This is a genomic window from Sedimentibacter sp. LTW-03 (assembly GCF_052059825.1).
GTDB lineage: Bacteria > Bacillota > Clostridia > Tissierellales > Sedimentibacteraceae > Sedimentibacter.
Genome location: NZ_CP197180.1, coordinates 468,166 through 487,559, shown reverse-complemented (window position 1 = coordinate 487,559; position 19,394 = coordinate 468,166). Strand labels below are relative to the sequence as shown.

Sequence of the window (19,394 nt, the reverse complement as noted above, 5' to 3'; positions counted from 1 at the left end):
TCTTCAATTATTATGACCTTTTTGACACCATTTATAAATTTAAAATTTTTAAAACTTTGGAAATTAAAGCAATTTTTTAATTAAAACATTATAGAGCCGTTCCCGGATTTAAAATTCCGTTCGGATCAAAAATCTTTTTAATATCATTCATTAATCTTAGCTCCACATCAGAGAACTGAAATTTTAGTTTGCTATTTCTAACTTTTCCTATGCCATGTTCTCCTGTTAGCGCTCCATTGCACTCAATAATAAGAGAAAAAATTTCATCTACCAATTCATCATAATTACTAGGCTTAACTGCTCCCTTATTAAGAATGCTGTTGTGCATATTACCGTCACCAATGTGTCCTATGGTTGAAATTTCTACATTGTACTTTTCCGCTATAAATGCAATTCCATTTACATACTTCACCAATTCGCTGATTGGAACCGCAGCATCTATAGCATCCACCATCTCATCATGCATGCTGGGATAAACATGGCTTCTTATATCCAATATGGTTTTTTGATCTCTTGTGCTTTCAGCTACAAAACTATCAGCTGCATTATTTTCTTCGCATATACCTACTATCGTTTCATACATGTCATAAAGGTCGTCCTCTTTTCTCTCTGAAACAATAAAGTACAAGTCAACTTTACCTTCCTTTGAAGGCCATGTCATTCCAATATCCTTTGCTGCTCTCAAAATAGATGATTTCTCCATATATTCCACCGCCAAAGGTCTGATTCCTCTTTTAAAAATTTCAGTTACAGATTTAACCGCATCACTTTCATCATTAAATGACACTAAAAGGCTTCCGGTATATTTATCTTTAGGTTTAAGAGATAATGTTGCTTTTGTAACTATCCCCAATATTCCCTCACTTCCTATAATTAGGTTTTTCAAATCCAACCCAGCATTGTTTTTTATGAGCTTTCCACCGAAATGAATAATTTCACCAGTTGGAAGCACAACCTCAATTTCTTTTACCTGGTCTCTCATTACCCCGTACCTTACGGCCCTTACGCCACCAGCATTCATTGCAACAAGTCCTCCTACTTGAGCTCCCTCATCACCAGGATGTATAGGAAAATATAAACTTTCATGCTTGCTGAACAGCTCAACCAGCTGAAGCAGCGTCACTCCTGCTTCACATTCAACAGTCAAGGCAGTTTCATCAACTTCTATTATCTTATTCATTCTTTCTGTTGAGATAATTATACTAGGCATAATTGCAACTGCAGCTCCTGAAAGTGAAGTTCCTCCTCCACGCGCTATAACTGGGATTTTATTTTCGTTGGCATATTTTAGTATTTCAGATACTTCTTCTGAAGACGAAGGCTTTGCAACCACACAGTCTGTACATACCTTTGGCATAACAGCCTTTTCAGTTTGATCTTCACAATAAACAGTAACTTTTTCCGTATCAGTTACAACCCAAGTTTCTCCCACAATTTCATGCATTTTTTCTATGATTTTTTGATCCATTTTTTTCCTCCAGTAATATCCATCGTATTAATTAAAAGTTTACTTGCCACGTTTATTTATATTATTCCGAGCCTGAAAGGCTGGTATGAATTCCTTTATCTCTTAGCGCATTTATAATTTCCGGCACTATTTTATACATATCTCCTACAATCGAATAATCAGCAATATTGAATATTGGCGCTGATGGGTCATTATTTATTGCAATTATAATTCCTGATTCCTTCATTCCTGCAATGTGCTGCGGCGCGCCTAATATTCCACAAGCAATGTAAACCGCAGGTTTCACTCGGTTTCCGCTGTATCCTACCTGGTGCTCTTTTGATATTATTCCTGATTCAACTAATGCTCTTGATGCTCCTACCTCTCCTCCCAGCAGTTCTGCAAGCTCTTTAATCATGTTAAGATCCTCTGAGTTTTTTACAGATGCTCCTGCGGCAACCACAACATTTGCATCAGCTATATTTATACTGTCCTTCTCAATTTCTTCTAATATTTCAACTGCATTTTGAACCGATTTAACCGGTTCAGCAACAACTACATCGCCTTTCCTATTCTCATCACGTATTGCTTCATTGAATTCTCTGTATCTTACCGTCGACATCTGAGGATATGCATCAGATTTTATGTGAGCCAGAATATTTTCGCTGAATGCCGGCCTGATCTGTATTAATTTTTTATCATCATCTATTCTTAAATCTGTGCAATCTGCGGTCAAACCTGTACCTGTCAACGCTGCGATTCTAGGAGCCAGGCTTCTGCCAAATGCCGTTGCACCGAACAGACAAATTTCAGGTTTTATTTCATCTATTAGGTGGACTGCATTTTCTGCATACAACACCTCGTCAGGTATGCTGAAAATTTCTTCATCTGATATGTGGTATACCTTGTCGGCTCCTCTGTATATGAGCTCTTGAACATCTATTTCCCCCGGTCCCATTATCAATGCAATTAGATTGCATTTGAGCTCATCAGCCAATAATCTTCCTTTCCCAAGAAGCTCATATGAAATCTTATGAATTTTTTTGTTTTTCTGTTCGGCAAAAATTAATACTCCGCTATATTGCTTTTCTGTCATGTTATGCCTCCTTAAGAATCTTTCTTTCTTTTAAAACGTTTAATATATCCGTTACTACCTTTTCATCACATTCGGAATATAATCTGCCTTCTCTGGTTGATTCAGGAGGCATTTCTATTTTCTTCACCTTTGTGGGTGAACCTTTAGCTCCTATTTTGTCTTTATTAATAAACTCACTTATATCTTCATAGCTCCATTTGACTATTTCAGCCTTGCGTGCTTTCATTTTGTTTTTAAATGACGGAAGTCTGGGACTGTTTACGTCTTTTGTTACAGTCAGCAATATGGGATAAGCTCCTCTTTTTAAATACCGACTTTCCCAAACTGCACTTACAGCTTCTATGCTTTTTTCGGAGCACCTTTCTATTAACTCAACATTGCTTATATGGGGTATTCCTAGATAACCTGCAATCTCAGGTCCTACCTGACCGGTATCTCCGTCAACAGTCTGTATGCCAGCAATTATTAAATCATATTCCCCTATTTTTTTAATACCAGAAGACAGTATACACGATGTGGCCTTTACATCTGATCCGCCAAATTTCATGTCTGTAAGAAGAATTCCCTCATCTGCGCCTCGTGCAATTGCTTCTCTCAATGCTTCTTCAGCTTGAGGAGGTCCCATTGTCAGTGCTGTAATGCTGGCATTTATATTTTCCTTAATTTGAAGCGCAGCCTCCAGCGCATTAAGATCAAAGGGATTAATTTCTGTGCCCGCCGAAGATCTGTCAATTCTTCCTTTTTCTCTGTCAAATCTGACCTTTTCCATATCAGGTACTTGTTTTACTAGTACTATTATTTTCATTTGAACCTCCCGATGTATAGTTATCAGGAAGGAATCTCTAAACTATCAAAAAATTCCTCCTGAAACTGATTTACTTGTTTAATAATTTCATCTCTTTATTTCTTTTTATTCCAACAACAATGAACGGAAACATTACTACAAATATTGAAAAATATCCAAGGTACTTATATCCCACATTAATTATCTGAGCTATTCCAAAGCTGGCAACAATGACATCCAAAATCAACATTACCAGAACTATAAACAAATTTCTGCTCCTTTCGGATTTTATATTTCTTACAAGGATCTGCTTTCCTCCAAACCTTACTACAAGTGAAAAAGCAAAAGTAATTATCGTTGACACTGAAGCCATAACAACAAACAATACATATACACTCTCAAGAACGGGCATTCCCAGCTGCTGTACTATATAGAAATTAGGAAGAAGACTATTAATTGATTCCGGCTGAAATCCGTAGTTAACAAGCGCTATAAAAGCCAGCATTAATCCATTCAAAACCGTTCCAAGCACCGCCGCCTTCATGGAATCTTTTCTTGAATCCAAACCTTCAGATACCGATATGCAGTTCCCTATTATGCCAGTTGACTGAAACCCCGCATAAGAAATTGCAATCCAAATGCCTCCTACAATGTGGAAGTCTGAAAAAGATGTAGATGCCCAATTAGATGCGATAGTTCCGCTGCTTAGCTTTATCCCAAGTGTAACTATGATTGCAAGTATAACAAGAATTCCAAGTGTAAGTCCTGTAGATGCTGCTTTAACCAGCTCTGCACCATAAATAACAAGCGCAACCGAAACTATAACCAATATTATTGTACCTGTCCACATACTCAGTCCGAAAAACTGCTCAAGCAGCTTGGCACTTGTTGCAATACAAAGCCCAGGCGCCAAAAGACATGTCACGAGAAAGCAGATTTCAAAAAAAGTACTGAATAATTTTTCGTAGGGATGAAAAAACTTATTTGTAAAAGTTTTAAAATCATGTATCTTGTTCACTCTTGAATATTCCAATGCAAAATATATTGCCAATGCCAGCAATGACATTGCTATTATAGGTGTAAATATGCCCAGTTTACCATAAGCTGCATAATATGATACCACCTGTTTTCCTGATGCCACACCAGGACCCACATGTGTTCCGAACCACACAGCAGCAATACCTATGAATGTCGGTACTATAGACTTTCGCTTTTTTTGTGTGATGTTTTCCTTGTCTCCCAAATTGATATCCATTTATTGCTCCTCTAATTTAAATTTATAAATTTATATAATAACTTTGGCCAAAGTCTATATATTGAATAAAAAAAATCTTTCATTCCTATAAACACATTTGAATTCAACTGTGCTTATAGGGACGAAAGATTCCGCGGTACCACCCTTATTATGATATAAATATCATCACTTCAAAGTCTAACAACTTCTAACTCTGTAACGTGAGTTCACGCATCCGTCTACTCGGTTCCCCTTTGAACAGACATGCTCAACAGTGAATATTACATATTTCTTCCGCTACCGGTTCACACCATCACCGACTCTCTGTAAACGACTAAAATATCTTTCTCTGCTTCAACGCATATAATATTTTTTTGATATTTGTAATAATAATTCATTTGCTTTTGTTTGTCAATATGTTTTTTTATTATTATTAAAATTAATTTAAAAAGAACCCGCAAGCTGACATTTTAATTTTCTCCAGTCTTGCAGGTTCCCTGTGGGTTTTTATGTAAAAGTCATATATCGATACCGGCGATTAAATAAATTTATTATTTTTCAGCAACGCTGTGCAATTCTTCAACATTTGCTGATTTTACAGAAAAGTCATCTCTCAACATCTTGTATACGATTTTTTCATTATTTATTTCTTCAGAAGTTCTGATTCCCAATTTCCTTATTATAGGAACAGAAGGGCACCATCCTTGCAAAGCATGCTGCATCAAAAATAAACCTGCTGTTCCCGAAAGCATAAACCAATATTTTTTATTTGTTGTTAGTCCTATAATAGTGCTTGCAAGAACTATACTTGCTGCACGTACTTCGATAATCCTGTCTATGTCCCATTCGCTATTTAACTTATCAATGTTGTCAGACAATATCTTGTCACTGCTGTTTTTATATATGTTTATCCTTCTTAATGTATTATTTTTTATATTTGCATTTGTGGCTGAATTTGTATTTAATGCTATTCTTTTTGTTGTAGGTGGAAATATTTTTTTCATATAATCACTCCTTTTTACGTAGTATTCTACGAAAAAAAGATAAAATACGCGTATATTTCTGCCATAAAAATCCTTTTTTACTTCAGCTCAGGCACTACATTTGGCGGAACTTCTTTAAATAGCGCTTTAACCAGATTTTGAGCTGCGAGCATTGCCATATCATCCCTAGTTTTTTTTGTGGCAGACCCTATATGAGGAAGTAAAACAACATTGTCCATATTAAGCAGAGGATTGCATTTATCAATTGGTTCCTGTTCATATACGTCGAGACCTGCTCCCAATATTTTCTTATTTTTCAGTGCCTCTATTAATGCTTTTTCATTTACGGTTGATCCTCTCGACGCATTAATAAATATAGCATCGTCCTTCATCATGTTAAATTGCTCTTTATCAATCATGTGATAAGTTTCATCTGTCAAGGCTGTCATTATCAAAATAAAATCACTTTTTTGGAGAAGCATGTTAAGATCTGCATACTTTACGCCCATTGTTTTTTCAGCTTCAATCTTTCTTGACCTGTTGTAATACAATACATCCATATTAAATCCGTAACGTGCTCTTTTGGCCACATCTTCTCCTATTCTTCCCATTCCTATGATGCCCAGGGTCGCATGGTGAACATCTTTTCCAAACATTTCTTCAGATTCAGCCGAGTTCCACATTCCTTCTCTTACATATCTATCCATCTGTACAACTTTTCTGGCAGTTGAAAGAATAAGTGCAAAAACCAAATCAGCAACAGTATCATTAAGAACGCCAGGAGTATTAGTACCAATAATATTTCTTTTTTTCATGGCTTGTATATCAAAATTATTGTAACCTACAGAAATATTACTGACTACCTTCAGCTTAGGTGCATGTTCAAGAAAATTTTCATCTACCCTTGTACCTACCGTAAGCAGCCCTTCCTTGTCTTTAAGCTTAACAATAAGTTCGTCGTAGCTTTCTATGCCGTTTCCCTCATACTTTTCGTAATCACAGTGCTGTCCTATGTACTCTTCCACAAAATGTGGTATTTTTTTTGCAATATATACCTTTGGTTTCATCGTCCACCCCTTATGATTTTAATGTAGCTTATTATAACATTTTAATGTAATTTTCTCAATATTTTGGCAAATTTATTTGATAAAGCTTCTCCGCATATTAAGTGCGGTCAACCTCTGTATGTCATAAAAGAAATTATGCATTAAACCTGCTGTTGTCTTTTGAGCTACAACCAGCACTATGGAAGTAATTTTATTGAATCTTATATGTTCATTATTAATGCAGGAATATTTACGATATGTCTCCAGCGCTTTTTTAGTGTTAAAAAATATATACCCCTCAACCGTATTTAGATATATTCCCCCTTTTTCAACTTTAAATTTCTGATGCTTATTGTACATTTTTATAACCCAGTTTTCGTAAGATCGATGGCTGTGCAAAAGTTCCACATTAGCATGCTGAGGAATAGTCAAATCCTGTATAAGGTGACATGATGCTCCAAGAAAAAACATTGCAGTTTTCACATCCCCAGCCATATATTCCCTTATTGCTCTGTTATAATATGACAGGCATTCTATTTTTGCATTGCTGTTTCCATACAACCCTCTTTTAGTATTAGGGTTAAAAAAATGATTACTGCTTTTAAAATCCTGATCAGCCCATACAACCCCTTCATTTATATTTACAGCATACTTGCTCAGCATCCTGTAAATATTTTCATGCCCGTCTTTTTTTAATATTTCTAATGCCTGATTGTTTATAAATTTATGTACTATGCATTCTGTTTTTACAACTTTCTTTTTTAAAGGATTGACTGCCTTAACTACCTTTTTGTACAAATATCCGTATGATTTTTCAATAGCTCCCATAACTGCCTTCCATATGTTAATTTATGATTATTTTGTTCATGTTTTTTTCTATTATCCTCTAATATAATCAAAAAAGAATTTTCCGCATTTACAAAAAATTCTTAATTATTGTTTTTATTTGTTTATTGTTATTGAGTATGTTCTGTCTTGAATTCCTTCCTTGGACACTGTTATTTTAACAACCGTACTTTCCAATTCAGCCAGCTTGACTTCTGCCGTACAAACAATACCACCTTCTATATCTGATGCTGTACTCACAATTATTTCTGAACCTTCTGTATCCGAATCAAAATTAATTACCGTTCCTTTCACCGTGTCAGCTACAAATACAATCTTTGAAGTATCTTGTGATGCATTTGCATTATATACAGTTTTTTCTTCATCAAAAGCCTGGTTCATTTCTGCACCTTCTATTGATAATTCAGATATTACGGCATATTCAACATCCCTATTTATCGATCTGTCTAATGTTACCAACACTTCTGCTCTCGTTATGTAATTATTAGGATTAAAGTTACTATCGTTATCTCCGATCATGTATCCATTACTTGCAACTGCACCAACGTAATCAATCGCCCATTCAGCAATATAATTCTTGTCTGAAAACACAGATACATCTCTACTGCCTGAAATGTTATTTATTCTGCAGATAACAGCCGCAACTTCCTGTCTTGATACTTCATCTGAAGGTCTTACTTCTCCATTATCATCTCCCACAATATATCCAGCCTTAACAGCCTTTTGTATTTCTAAGTAATACCATTCACTCCCGTCAATATCATTAAATTCTACTTCTGCAGTTTCTTCAAAACCATATGCTTTGTTTACCATGGTAATGAATTCAGCTCTAGTTATAGAATTATTCGGTTTGAAAGAACCATCTTCATACCCTGATATTCTTTTTTCATTAAACCATTTTTGTATAGTTTCTCCAGCCCAATGATCAGTATAATCAAATCCAAAAGCAGGAGCTGTTAACATTAATAATACAATCATGGCTGTTCCTATTAACATCATAAATTTTCTATTAATCATTTATGTCCCCTTACAAACAATCTATCTAATTTATTCTTATTTTCGCACGTTCAACATTGAAAGTCAAAACACTAAATATGTAAGTTATAAAAATAATTACCACCATCTGAAAAAATTAGTCTGTTTATCTGACAATTTTTTTATAATATTGGCATTCTACATGACAAGTATCTGGTTATCTTGCAAAGCCCAGCAATATTTAATATAATGTTTAAAATAGTACATAGGAGGTACTTATGAAAATAGTTGTTTTAGATGGATATACCACAAACCCGGGAGACTTGTCCTGGGATGAAATAAAAAGAATTGGTGATGCAGACATATATGACAGGACACCTGTGGATCTCACAGCCGAAAGAATAGGATCGGCTGAAATTGTTCTTACAAACAAATCTCCTGTTTCAAGAGAAACTATAGAAAAATGCGGAAACATTAAATATATTGGTGTTCTTGCAACGGGCTATAATATTGTAGATGTAGATGCTGCTACAGAAAATAATATTGTTGTTACAAACATACCTTCTTACGGAACAGCGGCAGTAGCACAATTTACTATTGCGTTATTGCTTGAAATATGCCACCATATAGGCGAGCATAACAGAGCAGTCATGAACGGAGACTGGACAGCAAGCAATGACTGGAGCTTCTGGAACTATCGCCTTACAGAACTGGAAGGTAAAGTAATGGGAATTATAGGATACGGACGAATAGGCCAAAAAACAGGTCAGATCGCACAGGCGCTCGGTATGAAAATACTGGCAAATGCCAATCACCCTGATCCTTCGTTGGAAAATGAAAATTGTAAATATGTTGACTTTAAAACATTGGTAAGAGAATCTGATGTTGTGGCACTTCACTGCCCGCTTACCCCTTCTACACATGGAATCATAAACAAGGATACTATTGCAAAAATGAAGGATGGCGTAATTATAATTAATACGTCAAGAGGTCCTCTGATTGTTGAAGAAGATCTAAGAGATGCCTTAAACAGCGGAAAAGTAGCTGCTGCAGCATGCGATGTCGTTTCTGCTGAACCAATAAAAAACGATAATCCGCTGCTGACGGCTAAAAATATTATCTTAACACCTCACATTGCATGGGCACCAATCGAATCAAGAAGAAGGCTGATGGACTTAGCTGTAAAAAACTTGAGCAAATTTATTGACGGAAATCCTATTAACGTGGTGAACCGACAATAATGCATAGGAAATATCTTATTAAAATGAATGTAATATAATACATGTTCTCTAATACAATATCTATATAGATTGAAAGGATGTGTTGCGGTGAACAGAAAAGGTGTATCCCCATCAAAGGTTGCAGCCACATATATCGGAACTGTTGTTGGCGCCGGCTTTGCAACCGGCCAGGAAATACTTCAATTCTTTACTAGATTTGGAGCATTGGGAATCTTCGGACTTGCATCTGCCACAATAATGTTCATTATATTCGGATATATCATAATGAGTCTGGGAAGAAAACTTAATGCACAATCTCATCTGGAAATAGTAAGGCACATAGGTGGGGGAAAATTAGGAACCATTATGGACTTCATAATTACATTCTTTCTTTTTGGATCATTTTCTGCAATGATAGCCGGCACCGGAGCTTTATTTGCACAACAGTTTAATATGCCTGCTTTGTGGGGAAATATTTTGATGTCAGTACTTACTGCTGCAACAGTGTTAACAGGAATAAACGGTGTTATTAATTCAATAAGTTTTGTTGTGCCGTTTTTGCTTGCAGCTGTCATCGGCACAAGTATATTTTCTATCTTAGAATCTCCTCCCGACTTGGCAGCTTCAGTCCCTTTATTTGCAGATAACAACCTTATAAGCAATTGGGCTTTATCATCTGTGTTGTATGTTTCATATAACATAATTCTATCTGTAGCCGTCCTAGGCTCTCTAGGGCATGCAGCTATAGATGAAAAGGCTGTGAAAAAAGGGGCTGTTCTTGGCGGTCTAGGGCTCGGCATAGGAGCTGCCATGATATATTTGTCTTTGATAGGAAATATTGCAGAAGCATCTTCCCTCGAAGTACCCATGGTTTACATTTCAGGTAAAATGGGTAATATAGCTCAAACGTGCTATGCAATAGTATTAATAGCCGAAATTTATACTACCGCAGTCGGCTCACTATATGGATTTGTATCCCGAATAACCGACATAAAGGAATTTTCATCCGGCAATATTATAATTATCTTAATAATTACCATAGCTGCATTACTTGCAAGCCAGTTCGGATTTTCAAACCTTGTGAAGTTTTTATATCCTTTAATCGGATATGTTGGAATTATGCTGTTATTGTGTCTTATTGCAATAAAGTTTCGAGGGAAAGTTTAAAAGGCATATCAGCGAACACAATTACGCCCGTCAGCCTTTGCCTGATACATCATTTTATCTGCCCGCATAATAATTGAATTAGATGTATCTCCTTCAATGTATCCGGCAACACCGAAACTTCCTGTAAAGCTGTCTACTCCCGTAATTTTTATTTTACTTATTCCTAGTCGAAGTTCCTCCAAAATACCATACGCCTTTTCAATTGGTGTATCAACGAGCAGTATGACAAATTCTTCTCCTCCCCAGCGTGCCAGACAGTCTACACTTCGTATTCTTTTTTTTATAAGATCGGCAATACTTTTTAAAACCAAATCTCCAACGCTATGACCAAAACGATCATTTACGCTTTTGAATCTGTCTATATCAAGCATTGCAAGAGAAAATTCTCTTCCCGTTCTTTTTGCTCTCTCAATCTCATCTTCAAGCTTTTCGATAAAATATCTTCTATTGTATGTATTTGTAAGAAAATCAGTAACACATAACTTTTCAAGCTCTTCCCTTGCACGAATCCTCTCGCTTATATCACGTACAATTCCTACAAAATAATTTTCATCTTTTATTTTAAGGCTGGATATGGAAATTTCGACCTCAAACTCGTGACCATCCTTGTGAAAAGCCTTAAGCTCTTTAGTCACTTCATAATCATCAAGAACTATATGCTTTTCAAAATTAACTTTATATCTGTTGTAACTTAATTCACTTAAGCCCATAACCTTATGAAGGTCCTTTCCGATCATCTCTTCTTTTGTATATCCGAAAAGTTGGTTCGCAGCAGGGTTCCACAAAGTTACAGCGCCATTCCTGTCAACCATGACTATCGCATCGCGCACCGAATTAATTACAGCATTCAAAATAGTTTCTTTTTCTTTTATTTCTTCTTTAACAGAATGAAGCTTTAGTGCCATTTCTATTGTTGCCAAAAGGGCAGCATTGTCCATGCCTTTTTCTATAAAACCATATGCATTAACATTTCTTATCTGTTCAATAATTTCGTCTGTTGCATTAGCAGTAAGAAAAATAATCGGTATTTCCTTACATTTGATGATTGCACGCGCAGCCTCTATTCCGTTCATTCTACCTGCCAGTTCAATATCCATAAGAATTAAATCCGGGTGCAGTTCCCCGCACGCTTTTTCTACTGCTTCTTCACCTGAAACAGTATTATAAATATCAAACCCATATTTTTTGAGAAAACCTCCCACAACCATTGCAATAAAATGACTGTCCTCAACTAACAATATACTCTTTCTGTTTCGCATGTCCCCACCATAAATTTTCATAAAATATATTATTTTTATTATATAACAAAATTTTACAAAACAAAACACAAAATTATATATTTAGTGTAAATTTCTAGTTTGTTAATTCAGATTTCCCCCTAAAATCTGAGGCTCTTTTTCTTGAATATCTAAAGGCCAAACAACTTTATATTTTCCATCTTGTATTTGTACCATAAATGATATGGTTCTTATGTTTTGGCCCTCTTCATTACAATTCTATGATAAATAATTTTTATTATTTATATACTATAAAAGCATGTTATAATATAATTAACATATACAAAAGAAATATCATGCTTACATAGGAAACACTTTCAGATGCCTAATTTCAACTGGCAGAAGCATGGGATATAAGTTTGAAGTATAATTTAATCCAGACAATACAGGAGGAAACTATGAATCAAATGAGAAGAAAAGACCGAGAAATGAAAAAGGAATTTGCACTTGGAATAATAGATAAATCAGAGTATGCTACGCTGGCAACCGTAAACGAAGACGGGACCCCTTATTGCATCCCCGTTTCCGCGGCAAGAAAAGGTGATACAATATATATTCATTGTGCAAAAACAGGAACAAAAGTTATCAATATAAAGCATAATTCAAAGGTATGCATGTCATTCGTGGGAGATGTGCATGTTCCAGTAGAATTTAATGACAAGTCATCTGTTGAGGACTCGGACAAACTTATTAAAACAAGATTTACAACGGAATTTGAATCTGCCGTTGTATTCGGAACAGCATGCGAAATTAATGATAAGGACGAAAAGATGTTGGGGCTCAGGCTTATAAGTGAAAAATACACCCCTTTGGACATGCCGTATTTTGAAGCATATGTAAGTAAGAGTATTGATATAACAAATGTTATTAGAATTGATATAGATACTATCACAGGTAAAAGAAAGAAGTTTGATAAGAACGGAATCGAAATGAAATTCGGCAGAGTAGAATAAATTATATTGTTTAGTGTTTAAGGTAAATACTTATGGGTATATTATTAATACAACTTAAGTTAGCTGAAATATACAAAAACACAAAATCTATTAGTAATTTGATAGTGATATACTGTAACAATATTGAAGATGGGAGCATTTCTATATGAAAGCTCAAACAGCAGTTAAAAAATATCGGCAAATGAAATATATAGACTTGTATGTGGCAGCTAAACAGTTAAATAGGGAAGTATGAAAGGGGTGATTCCAACAGGCTTCGAACTAGAAAATCCTAATAAATAGCGCTCGATTTTTGAATAAAAAAGAAAATCGGGTGCTATTTATATTTTCTGTTCCCAATCGAAACTTGTTCAATAAAATAATTGTCATATTTCAAAAAAATTTGAAAAATTATAATTATTTTATTGAACTTGATTAAAAGCTGTGATATATTGGTGTAGTATTTAAACAAGACACAATTGTTTTTAATTTGAAAACAGCTAGGAGGAACGCAATGGAAGAAATAAAATTAGGAATTTTAGGAATGGGCACTGTTGCAACAGGACTAATAAACATACTTGATATGAACGGCTCAAAAATTACAGGAAATTTGAATAAAAAAATAACCGTAGAAAAGGTATTGGTTAAGAATAAGAATAAATCAAGAAACTCAAATCTTTCTGCAGATATATACACTACAGATGCTTATGAAGTAATTGAAAATCCAGATGTTCAGATAATTGTTGAGCTTATTGGAGGAATAAATCCTGCCTATGAATATATAAAAGCTGCTCTGAAAAATAAAAAAAATGTTGTTACAGCTAATAAAGCTCTTTTAGCTACATATGGTGATGAACTTGAAAAGCTGGCTGATGATAATGATGTTGAATTAATGTATGAAGCCAGTGTCGGCGGCGGCATCCCAATAATTAATACTATGTCCGATTATCTCTCTTCAAATGAAATAAACCAGATAGTCGGAATCATAAACGGAACCACAAACTATATTCTTACTCAAATGTCTGAAAATGGCCTTGAATACGAACAAGCTGTAAAGCAAGCCCAAGATCTTGGCTTTGCAGAAGCAGATCCTTCTTCCGATGTGGACGGTGATGACGCTGCTTATAAGATAGCAATCATGTCAACTATTGCCTTTGGACAAAGAGTCAATATTAACGATATACCTAAAGAGGGAATCAAAAGAATTTCTAAGGAAGATATCAGCTACGCGAAAGAATTGGGATATGAAATTAAGCTACTTGCTTCTGCCGTGAAAAATGGCAACGAAGTAGAGCTTAGAGTTCATCCTGCATTTATACCGCATGATCATCCTCTCTCAACAGTTAAAAATGAATTTAATGCCGTATTTTTAAAAGGCAACGCAATAGGGGAGCTTATGCTTTATGGCAAAGGTGCAGGGTCATTGCCAACAGGGAGCGCTGTACTTGGCGATATAATGAGTATAATAAAACGTAATAATACTGAAAGACGGTCACCAAAGAAATTATCATCAAATATAGTTGTTAACAGAGCGTGCAAGCCATACTATATACGTTTTGAAGTTATAGATAAGCCGGGTGTGTTAGGGAGAATCGCCGAAATATTTGGAAAAAACGGCATCAGCCTTGCATCGGTAGTTCAGAGACAAAAAAACGGTGACTCTACTGCACCACTTATATTTATTACTCATAAAACTGAACGAAAAAATATAGATGCTGCACTTGAAGAAATTAGCAATTACGATTGTGTAACCAAAATTGCAAGCATAATGCTGGTTGAAAACTTTAAATAATTTTATAAGGAGTGCAAAATTGCACTCCTTATTTTTTAAATGAACTTATCGAGCGGCAAAATATTTCTGCCATTATTTCATTTCCCTTTTCGTTAAAGTGAAGTCCGTCTAGATATAATTCTTTTGTGTTGCCGCCGGCCTCATTTTCAAATTCGCTGTAAAAATCTATATATTTAATATTAAACGTCCTGCAAAACTCTTTAGTCCAAGACCGAAGTGTATTCATTTCATTGGCAACTTTCTCGAAATCCGAAAATCCAGCCCAGTCCTCTCTCACATTTTCAGGATAAATTCTTGTGGGAATTCCTACGATGGGATCTATGTACTTTGAAATAGACTGGTGAGCCATCGCCATTATATTTGACTTAACATTTCCCGAATCTGCTCCAACAATCATATCATTTACTCCGCCCATTATCAGAACTGCATCAGGCTTTTTAGCATATACCGCACTATGAAATCTGCTCAGCATACCGCTTGTTGTATCTCCGTTAATTCCCTCATTCATTACTTCAATTCCAAGCTTTTCCTGTGATAATTTAGTCCAAGACCTTGACCTTCTTACTCCGTAGCCATATGTCAGACTGTCACCCAAACATACAATCTTCATGCTTATATTCCTTTCATTTCATCAACATTATTTCTATCAGTATGCCCTACTATCTCTGCACTAATTTCAACTGCATTGCTAACTATATAATTTTTCTTTCCAATAATGAATTAATGGATTTCTTTAGAGATTCAGAAGTTTTAACCTCAACAAGAGCCCTTATATTTCTTGTCTGCGCAAATTCTAAAAATCCACATATGTTTAAGTCTCCCTCGAATAAAGACTGATGATCCTTTTTGCCTATAACATCATGCATATGCATGTGACATATTTCATTTTTATAATTCATAAGATACTGTTTGTCGGTAAAATTGCTTACAGCATCATGCCCTATATCCCACGTCAGTTTAACATTAGGATAAAGTATTGATTTATCCAATGCTTTCTGAATATGACTCTTGCCAAAATTACTGCTGTTTTCTATTGCAAGGAGAACATTCTTTCCTCTTGCTCTTTCAGAAAGGGTTTTAATAGATTTAACAAAATTATTTTGAAATTCCTCCGAATATTGTTCATAAATATATACCTTCCTGTCCGGTAAAGTCATTTTCGCACCTTCTATTATGTGCATATTTAATAATTCAACCCCTGCTTCTTCAGCCCAGTCAATTGTATCACTGAACAACGATACGTATCCTTTCCTGACACTCTCATAAAATGTTCCTAAATCTGCATCGTCAGGCATATGCATGGTAAATTCAATTTTTGTCTCTCTTTTAATTTTTCTTAATTCTTCAGGAGCTATTCTTTCTATAAAATTATATGGCAAATTCATGTTCAGCTCTATGAAATTCAATCCAAGCTTTAAGCACAAATCCACAAGCTCACTTAAAGTATTATATTCTACTAATGCCGGCATTCCAATTTTCATTTTTCCCACTCCTGTTTTTAGTGTAGAAGTGAACTTAATTCATATGCTGTTAAATGTCTGTATTCCCCCAGACTTAGGCTTTCATCAAGCTTGATAGGGCCCATTGAAATTCTTTTTAGATAGATCACTTCATTTTTTATTGCATTAAACATCCTTTTGACCTGATGAAACTTCCCTTCTTTGATTGTGACATAGCATGTTGATGGGTACCCGGACTCAATTATTTCAAGTTTGGCAGGCAATGTTTTATAATTTTCATTTGTAAGGATTACTCCCTCCTCAAATGTTTTAACATCCTTTTCTGTCAATTCTTCCTCAACTTCGGCATAATATGTTTTATCCACATGCTTCTTAGGTGAGAGAAGGTTATGGGCAAGCTGCCCGTCATTTGTCAAAAGAAGCAGGCCCTCAGTATCCTTATCGAGTCTTCCCACGGGAAATGGATTATAAACCTTATCTTCATCGTCAAGCAAATCCAAAACAGTACTGTCATAATTATCCTCTGTTGCTGAAACAACTCCACCGGGCTTATTCATCATTAAATATATGTACTGCACATATTTAACCGTCTGACCCTTGTAATTAACTAAATCTTTGTCAGAATCAATAATTCTGGAACTGTCCTTTTCTGTTTTGCCATTTATTTTAATATAACCATTTCTTGCATCCTGCTTAATTTGTTTTCTTGATCCCAATCCCATGTTAGAAAGCATTTTATCTATTCGAAGCTTCATACACACCTCTTGTTTTCCTTTTATAGTATTATAACATGCTAAAAAACAGTGTCAATGTCAATAATAATTTAGTATCAATACATATGCAAGAACGCACATATGGCTTCAAAATTATTACATATACCTAGATATCAAAAATGGTATGATATTTGTTTCAATTAACAAATATCATACCATATAATTTAAAGCCGATCGTTTCCCATGGGTATAAAGTTGCTGCTGTTTCTAAATTTCTTTAACCTCTCAATCAGTGCATCCTTATCTTTATTAAGAACTCCAGCCTGATTGACATAGTTTGAAACATGATTTGCTCTGAATATACAGTTATCCAGTTCCATATTTTCAAGCATCATAATATTTTCATCCAGTATCTGCAACGGTGTAAGCAGATGGAATTTCCCCTGCCGTATGTCTTCAGCCAGATCTGAGTCTTCTTCAACAACAAGCCTCAAAAGCGAGAAATAATTAGGGTTAATTGCCGATATTACCTTAGCGGAATCCAACGCATGCTCTTTCATATGTTCTGTTCCTCCAAGCCCTGAAATAATCATGCATGAAAATTTAAATCCTGCCTTCATTGCTTTTTGTCCCGCTTCTATCATCTGCTTCTGACTTACACCCTTTTGCATTATTGTTAAAACTCTGTCAGATCCGCTTTCAACACCCATATATAGGAGCTCCAAGCCTGCTTCGCGTATCAGCTTTAGCTCTTCGTCTGTTTTACGTATTAAATCAAGCGGTCCAGAATACGAGCTTATCCTTTGAGCATACGGGAATTCTCTTTTTATATATTCTAAAAGTTTAATAAGTTCCTCAGTTTTTAAACACAGCACATTTCCGTCAGCAAGAAATATTCTTTCAGGTTCATGGTAATAAGATTTGAGAGCAGCAATATGCTCTGTAATCTCTTGCCACGACTTCAATCTAAACTGCTTGTGCTTATACATATAGCAAAACCTGCACTTATTATGCGAACATCCTTCCGTAATTTGTATTATAAGACTCCTCGCCTCACTTGGCGGTCTGAATAAAGGCATTGAATACATTTCCTCACTCCTATTTCTCATATCTAATAGCTGCTCCAATGTTTTGAAGTTTTTCCACTATATTTGAATATCCTCTTTTGATATGATATATTTCTGTAATTTCAGTTTCTCCATCAGCAATAAGCCCTGCTATTATAAGTGCGGCTCCAGCCCTCAAATCCGTAGCTTTGACCTTTGCTCCGCTAAGCATGCTTCTGCCTTTTAGTATTGCGCTGCTCCCCTCTATTTTAACATCCATACCCATCCTTGAAAGTTCATTGGCATGCATAAACCTATTTTCAAAGATTGTTTCATGCACTATGCTTGTACCATCAGCCATTGAGAGCATAACCATGAACTGAGCCTGCATATCAGTCGGAAATCCCGGATAAGGAAGGGTTTTTATATCAACAGGCTTAATGTTTCTATCAGAAATCACTCTTATTTTGTCATCAAATTCCACAACCTTCACGCCAGCTTCCCTAAGCTTTGCAATAACCGGTTGCAGATGGCTTGGGACAACATTTTCTACTGTTACATCCCCTCCTGCTGATGCAGCCGCAAGCATATATGTTCCGGCTTCGATTCTGTCAGGAATAACGGTATGCTCCGTCTTATGTAACTTCTTCACACCCTTAATTCGTATTGTCTTTGTTCCTGCACCAATTATATTGCCGCCCATACTGTTTATAAAATTTGCTAAATCTACTATTTCTGGTTCTTCAGCAGCATTCTCAAGCACAGTTTCACCTTCTGCCAGTGTTGCAGCCATTATAATATTCTCAGTAGCCCCTACACTTGGAAAATCTAAATATATATCATTTCCAACCAATTTTTCTGCTGTTGCATGCACATATCCGCTTTCTGATCTAACTTCAGCACCAATGTGTTTAAATCCCTTTAGATGCAAATCAATCGGTCTTGTTCCTATTGCGCATCCTCCGGGCATGTATACCTTTGCGTTCTGGCATCTTGCCAAAAGCGGACCCATAACAAGAAAAGAAGCCCTCATTTTAGTAATCAGTTCATAGGGCGCTTCACACGTCTTTATATTTTCTGCCGAAACCTTCAGCGTACTTTCTCCGAGCTCTTCTATTTTAGCTCCCAGTTCCTCGAGGAGCATACACATTATTTTAACATCCTCAAGGTTAGGAATGTCATGAATTATACAATCTTCCTGTGATAATAACGTTGCCGCCAAAATCGGCAAAATCGAATTTTTTGAACCATCCACTCTTATATTACCATTAAGCCCAAGGCTTTTTTTTACCAATATTCGTTCCATTTTTCTCCTTAAAACCTGAATTATATAATGAAAATCAATTATTTTTCAATAATTAATAAAGTAATCAAAT

18 protein-coding genes and 1 other annotated feature are annotated in these 19,394 nt (G+C 35.6%); of the genes, 4 read left to right on the top strand and 14 right to left on the bottom strand.

Annotated features, from left to right (window positions below; all coding sequences use genetic code 11):
* Positions 1–88 precede the first annotated feature (88 nt).
* The 8 genes from ACS3UD_RS02365 to ACS3UD_RS02330 all read right to left on the bottom strand — a co-directional run bounded on the left by ACS3UD_RS02365 (position 89) and on the right by ACS3UD_RS02330 (position 8,453).
* The gene (locus ACS3UD_RS02365; RefSeq protein WP_308137930.1) at positions 89–1,468 is read right to left on the bottom strand and encodes an FAD-binding oxidoreductase; all 1,380 of its coding nucleotides are present in this window, start codon (positions 1,466–1,468) and stop codon (positions 89–91) included.
* Positions 1,469–1,529: 61 nt separating this feature from the next.
* The gene (locus ACS3UD_RS02360) at positions 1,530–2,543 is read right to left on the bottom strand and encodes an electron transfer flavoprotein subunit alpha/FixB family protein (protein WP_308137931.1); all 1,014 of its coding nucleotides are present in this window, start codon (positions 2,541–2,543) and stop codon (positions 1,530–1,532) included.
* 1 nt (position 2,544) lies between these two features.
* A complete protein-coding gene (locus tag ACS3UD_RS02355; protein WP_308137932.1) occupies positions 2,545–3,348 on the bottom strand; it encodes an electron transfer flavoprotein subunit beta/FixA family protein in 804 nt (267 codons plus the stop codon).
* Between the two features lie 70 nt (positions 3,349–3,418).
* Positions 3,419–4,582 carry a YkvI family membrane protein gene (locus tag ACS3UD_RS02350; RefSeq protein WP_308137933.1) on the bottom strand — a complete coding sequence of 388 codons (1,164 nt, stop codon included), beginning with the start codon at positions 4,580–4,582 and terminating at the stop codon, positions 3,419–3,421.
* A gap of 114 nt (positions 4,583–4,696) precedes the next feature.
* Positions 4,697–4,928: a binding site (T-box leader), on the bottom strand.
* Positions 4,929–5,112: 184 nt separating this feature from the next.
* Complete coding sequence (locus tag ACS3UD_RS02345; protein WP_308137934.1) at positions 5,113–5,565, bottom strand: YgaP-like transmembrane domain; 453 nt, start codon at positions 5,563–5,565, stop codon at positions 5,113–5,115.
* Positions 5,566–5,642: 77 nt separating this feature from the next.
* Complete coding sequence (locus tag ACS3UD_RS02340; protein WP_308137935.1) at positions 5,643–6,611, bottom strand: 2-hydroxyacid dehydrogenase; 969 nt, start codon at positions 6,609–6,611, stop codon at positions 5,643–5,645.
* Positions 6,612–6,683: 72 nt separating this feature from the next.
* On the bottom strand, positions 6,684–7,418 hold the full coding sequence (locus ACS3UD_RS02335) for a zinc dependent phospholipase C family protein (protein ID WP_308137936.1): 735 nt from the start codon (positions 7,416–7,418) through the stop codon (positions 6,684–6,686).
* 114 nt (positions 7,419–7,532) lie between these two features.
* Entirely contained in the window at positions 7,533–8,453 is a 921-nt protein-coding gene (locus ACS3UD_RS02330) for an S-layer homology domain-containing protein (protein WP_308137937.1), read from the bottom strand.
* 236 nt (positions 8,454–8,689) lie between these two features.
* Between ACS3UD_RS02330 and ACS3UD_RS02325 the strand changes: the two genes are divergently transcribed.
* Positions 8,690–9,652, top strand: a complete 963-nt coding sequence (locus tag ACS3UD_RS02325; protein WP_308137938.1) for a D-2-hydroxyacid dehydrogenase — start codon at positions 8,690–8,692, stop codon at positions 9,650–9,652.
* 87 nt (positions 9,653–9,739) lie between these two features.
* On the top strand, positions 9,740–10,798 hold the full coding sequence (locus tag ACS3UD_RS02320; protein WP_308137939.1) for a YkvI family membrane protein: 1,059 nt from the start codon (positions 9,740–9,742) through the stop codon (positions 10,796–10,798).
* An 8-nt stretch (positions 10,799–10,806) separates the two neighbouring features.
* Here the strand turns inward: ACS3UD_RS02320 and ACS3UD_RS02315 are convergent, their stop codons facing one another.
* Complete coding sequence (locus ACS3UD_RS02315; RefSeq protein WP_308137940.1) at positions 10,807–12,057, bottom strand: GGDEF domain-containing response regulator; 1,251 nt, start codon at positions 12,055–12,057, stop codon at positions 10,807–10,809.
* Positions 12,058–12,473: 416 nt separating this feature from the next.
* Between ACS3UD_RS02315 and ACS3UD_RS02310 the strand changes: the two genes are divergently transcribed.
* Positions 12,474–13,028 (top strand): pyridoxamine 5'-phosphate oxidase family protein, encoded by a 555-nt coding sequence (locus ACS3UD_RS02310; RefSeq protein ID WP_308137941.1) that lies wholly within the window; start codon positions 12,474–12,476, stop codon positions 13,026–13,028.
* Between the two features lie 493 nt (positions 13,029–13,521).
* A complete protein-coding gene (locus tag ACS3UD_RS02305) occupies positions 13,522–14,799 on the top strand; it encodes a homoserine dehydrogenase (RefSeq protein WP_308137942.1) in 1,278 nt (425 codons plus the stop codon).
* A 28-nt stretch (positions 14,800–14,827) separates the two neighbouring features.
* On the opposite strand, the gene ACS3UD_RS02300 is transcribed toward ACS3UD_RS02305, so the two are convergent.
* The 5 genes from ACS3UD_RS02300 to murA form a co-directional block, all read right to left on the bottom strand.
* On the bottom strand, positions 14,828–15,409 hold the full coding sequence (locus tag ACS3UD_RS02300; RefSeq protein WP_308137943.1) for an SGNH/GDSL hydrolase family protein: 582 nt from the start codon (positions 15,407–15,409) through the stop codon (positions 14,828–14,830).
* 82 nt (positions 15,410–15,491) lie between these two features.
* A complete protein-coding gene (locus ACS3UD_RS02295) occupies positions 15,492–16,280 on the bottom strand; it encodes a sugar phosphate isomerase/epimerase family protein (protein WP_308137944.1) in 789 nt (262 codons plus the stop codon).
* Between the two features lie 17 nt (positions 16,281–16,297).
* Positions 16,298–17,014, bottom strand: a complete 717-nt coding sequence (locus tag ACS3UD_RS02290; protein WP_308137945.1) for a pseudouridine synthase — start codon at positions 17,012–17,014, stop codon at positions 16,298–16,300.
* A 182-nt stretch (positions 17,015–17,196) separates the two neighbouring features.
* Positions 17,197–18,060 (bottom strand): radical SAM protein, encoded by an 864-nt coding sequence (locus ACS3UD_RS02285; protein WP_440977724.1) that lies wholly within the window; start codon positions 18,058–18,060, stop codon positions 17,197–17,199.
* A 10-nt stretch (positions 18,061–18,070) separates the two neighbouring features.
* Positions 18,071–19,324, bottom strand: coding sequence for a UDP-N-acetylglucosamine 1-carboxyvinyltransferase (gene murA, locus ACS3UD_RS02280; RefSeq protein ID WP_308137947.1), 1,254 nt, complete (start codon positions 19,322–19,324; stop codon positions 18,071–18,073).
* Between the last annotated feature and the right edge of the window lie 70 nt (positions 19,325–19,394).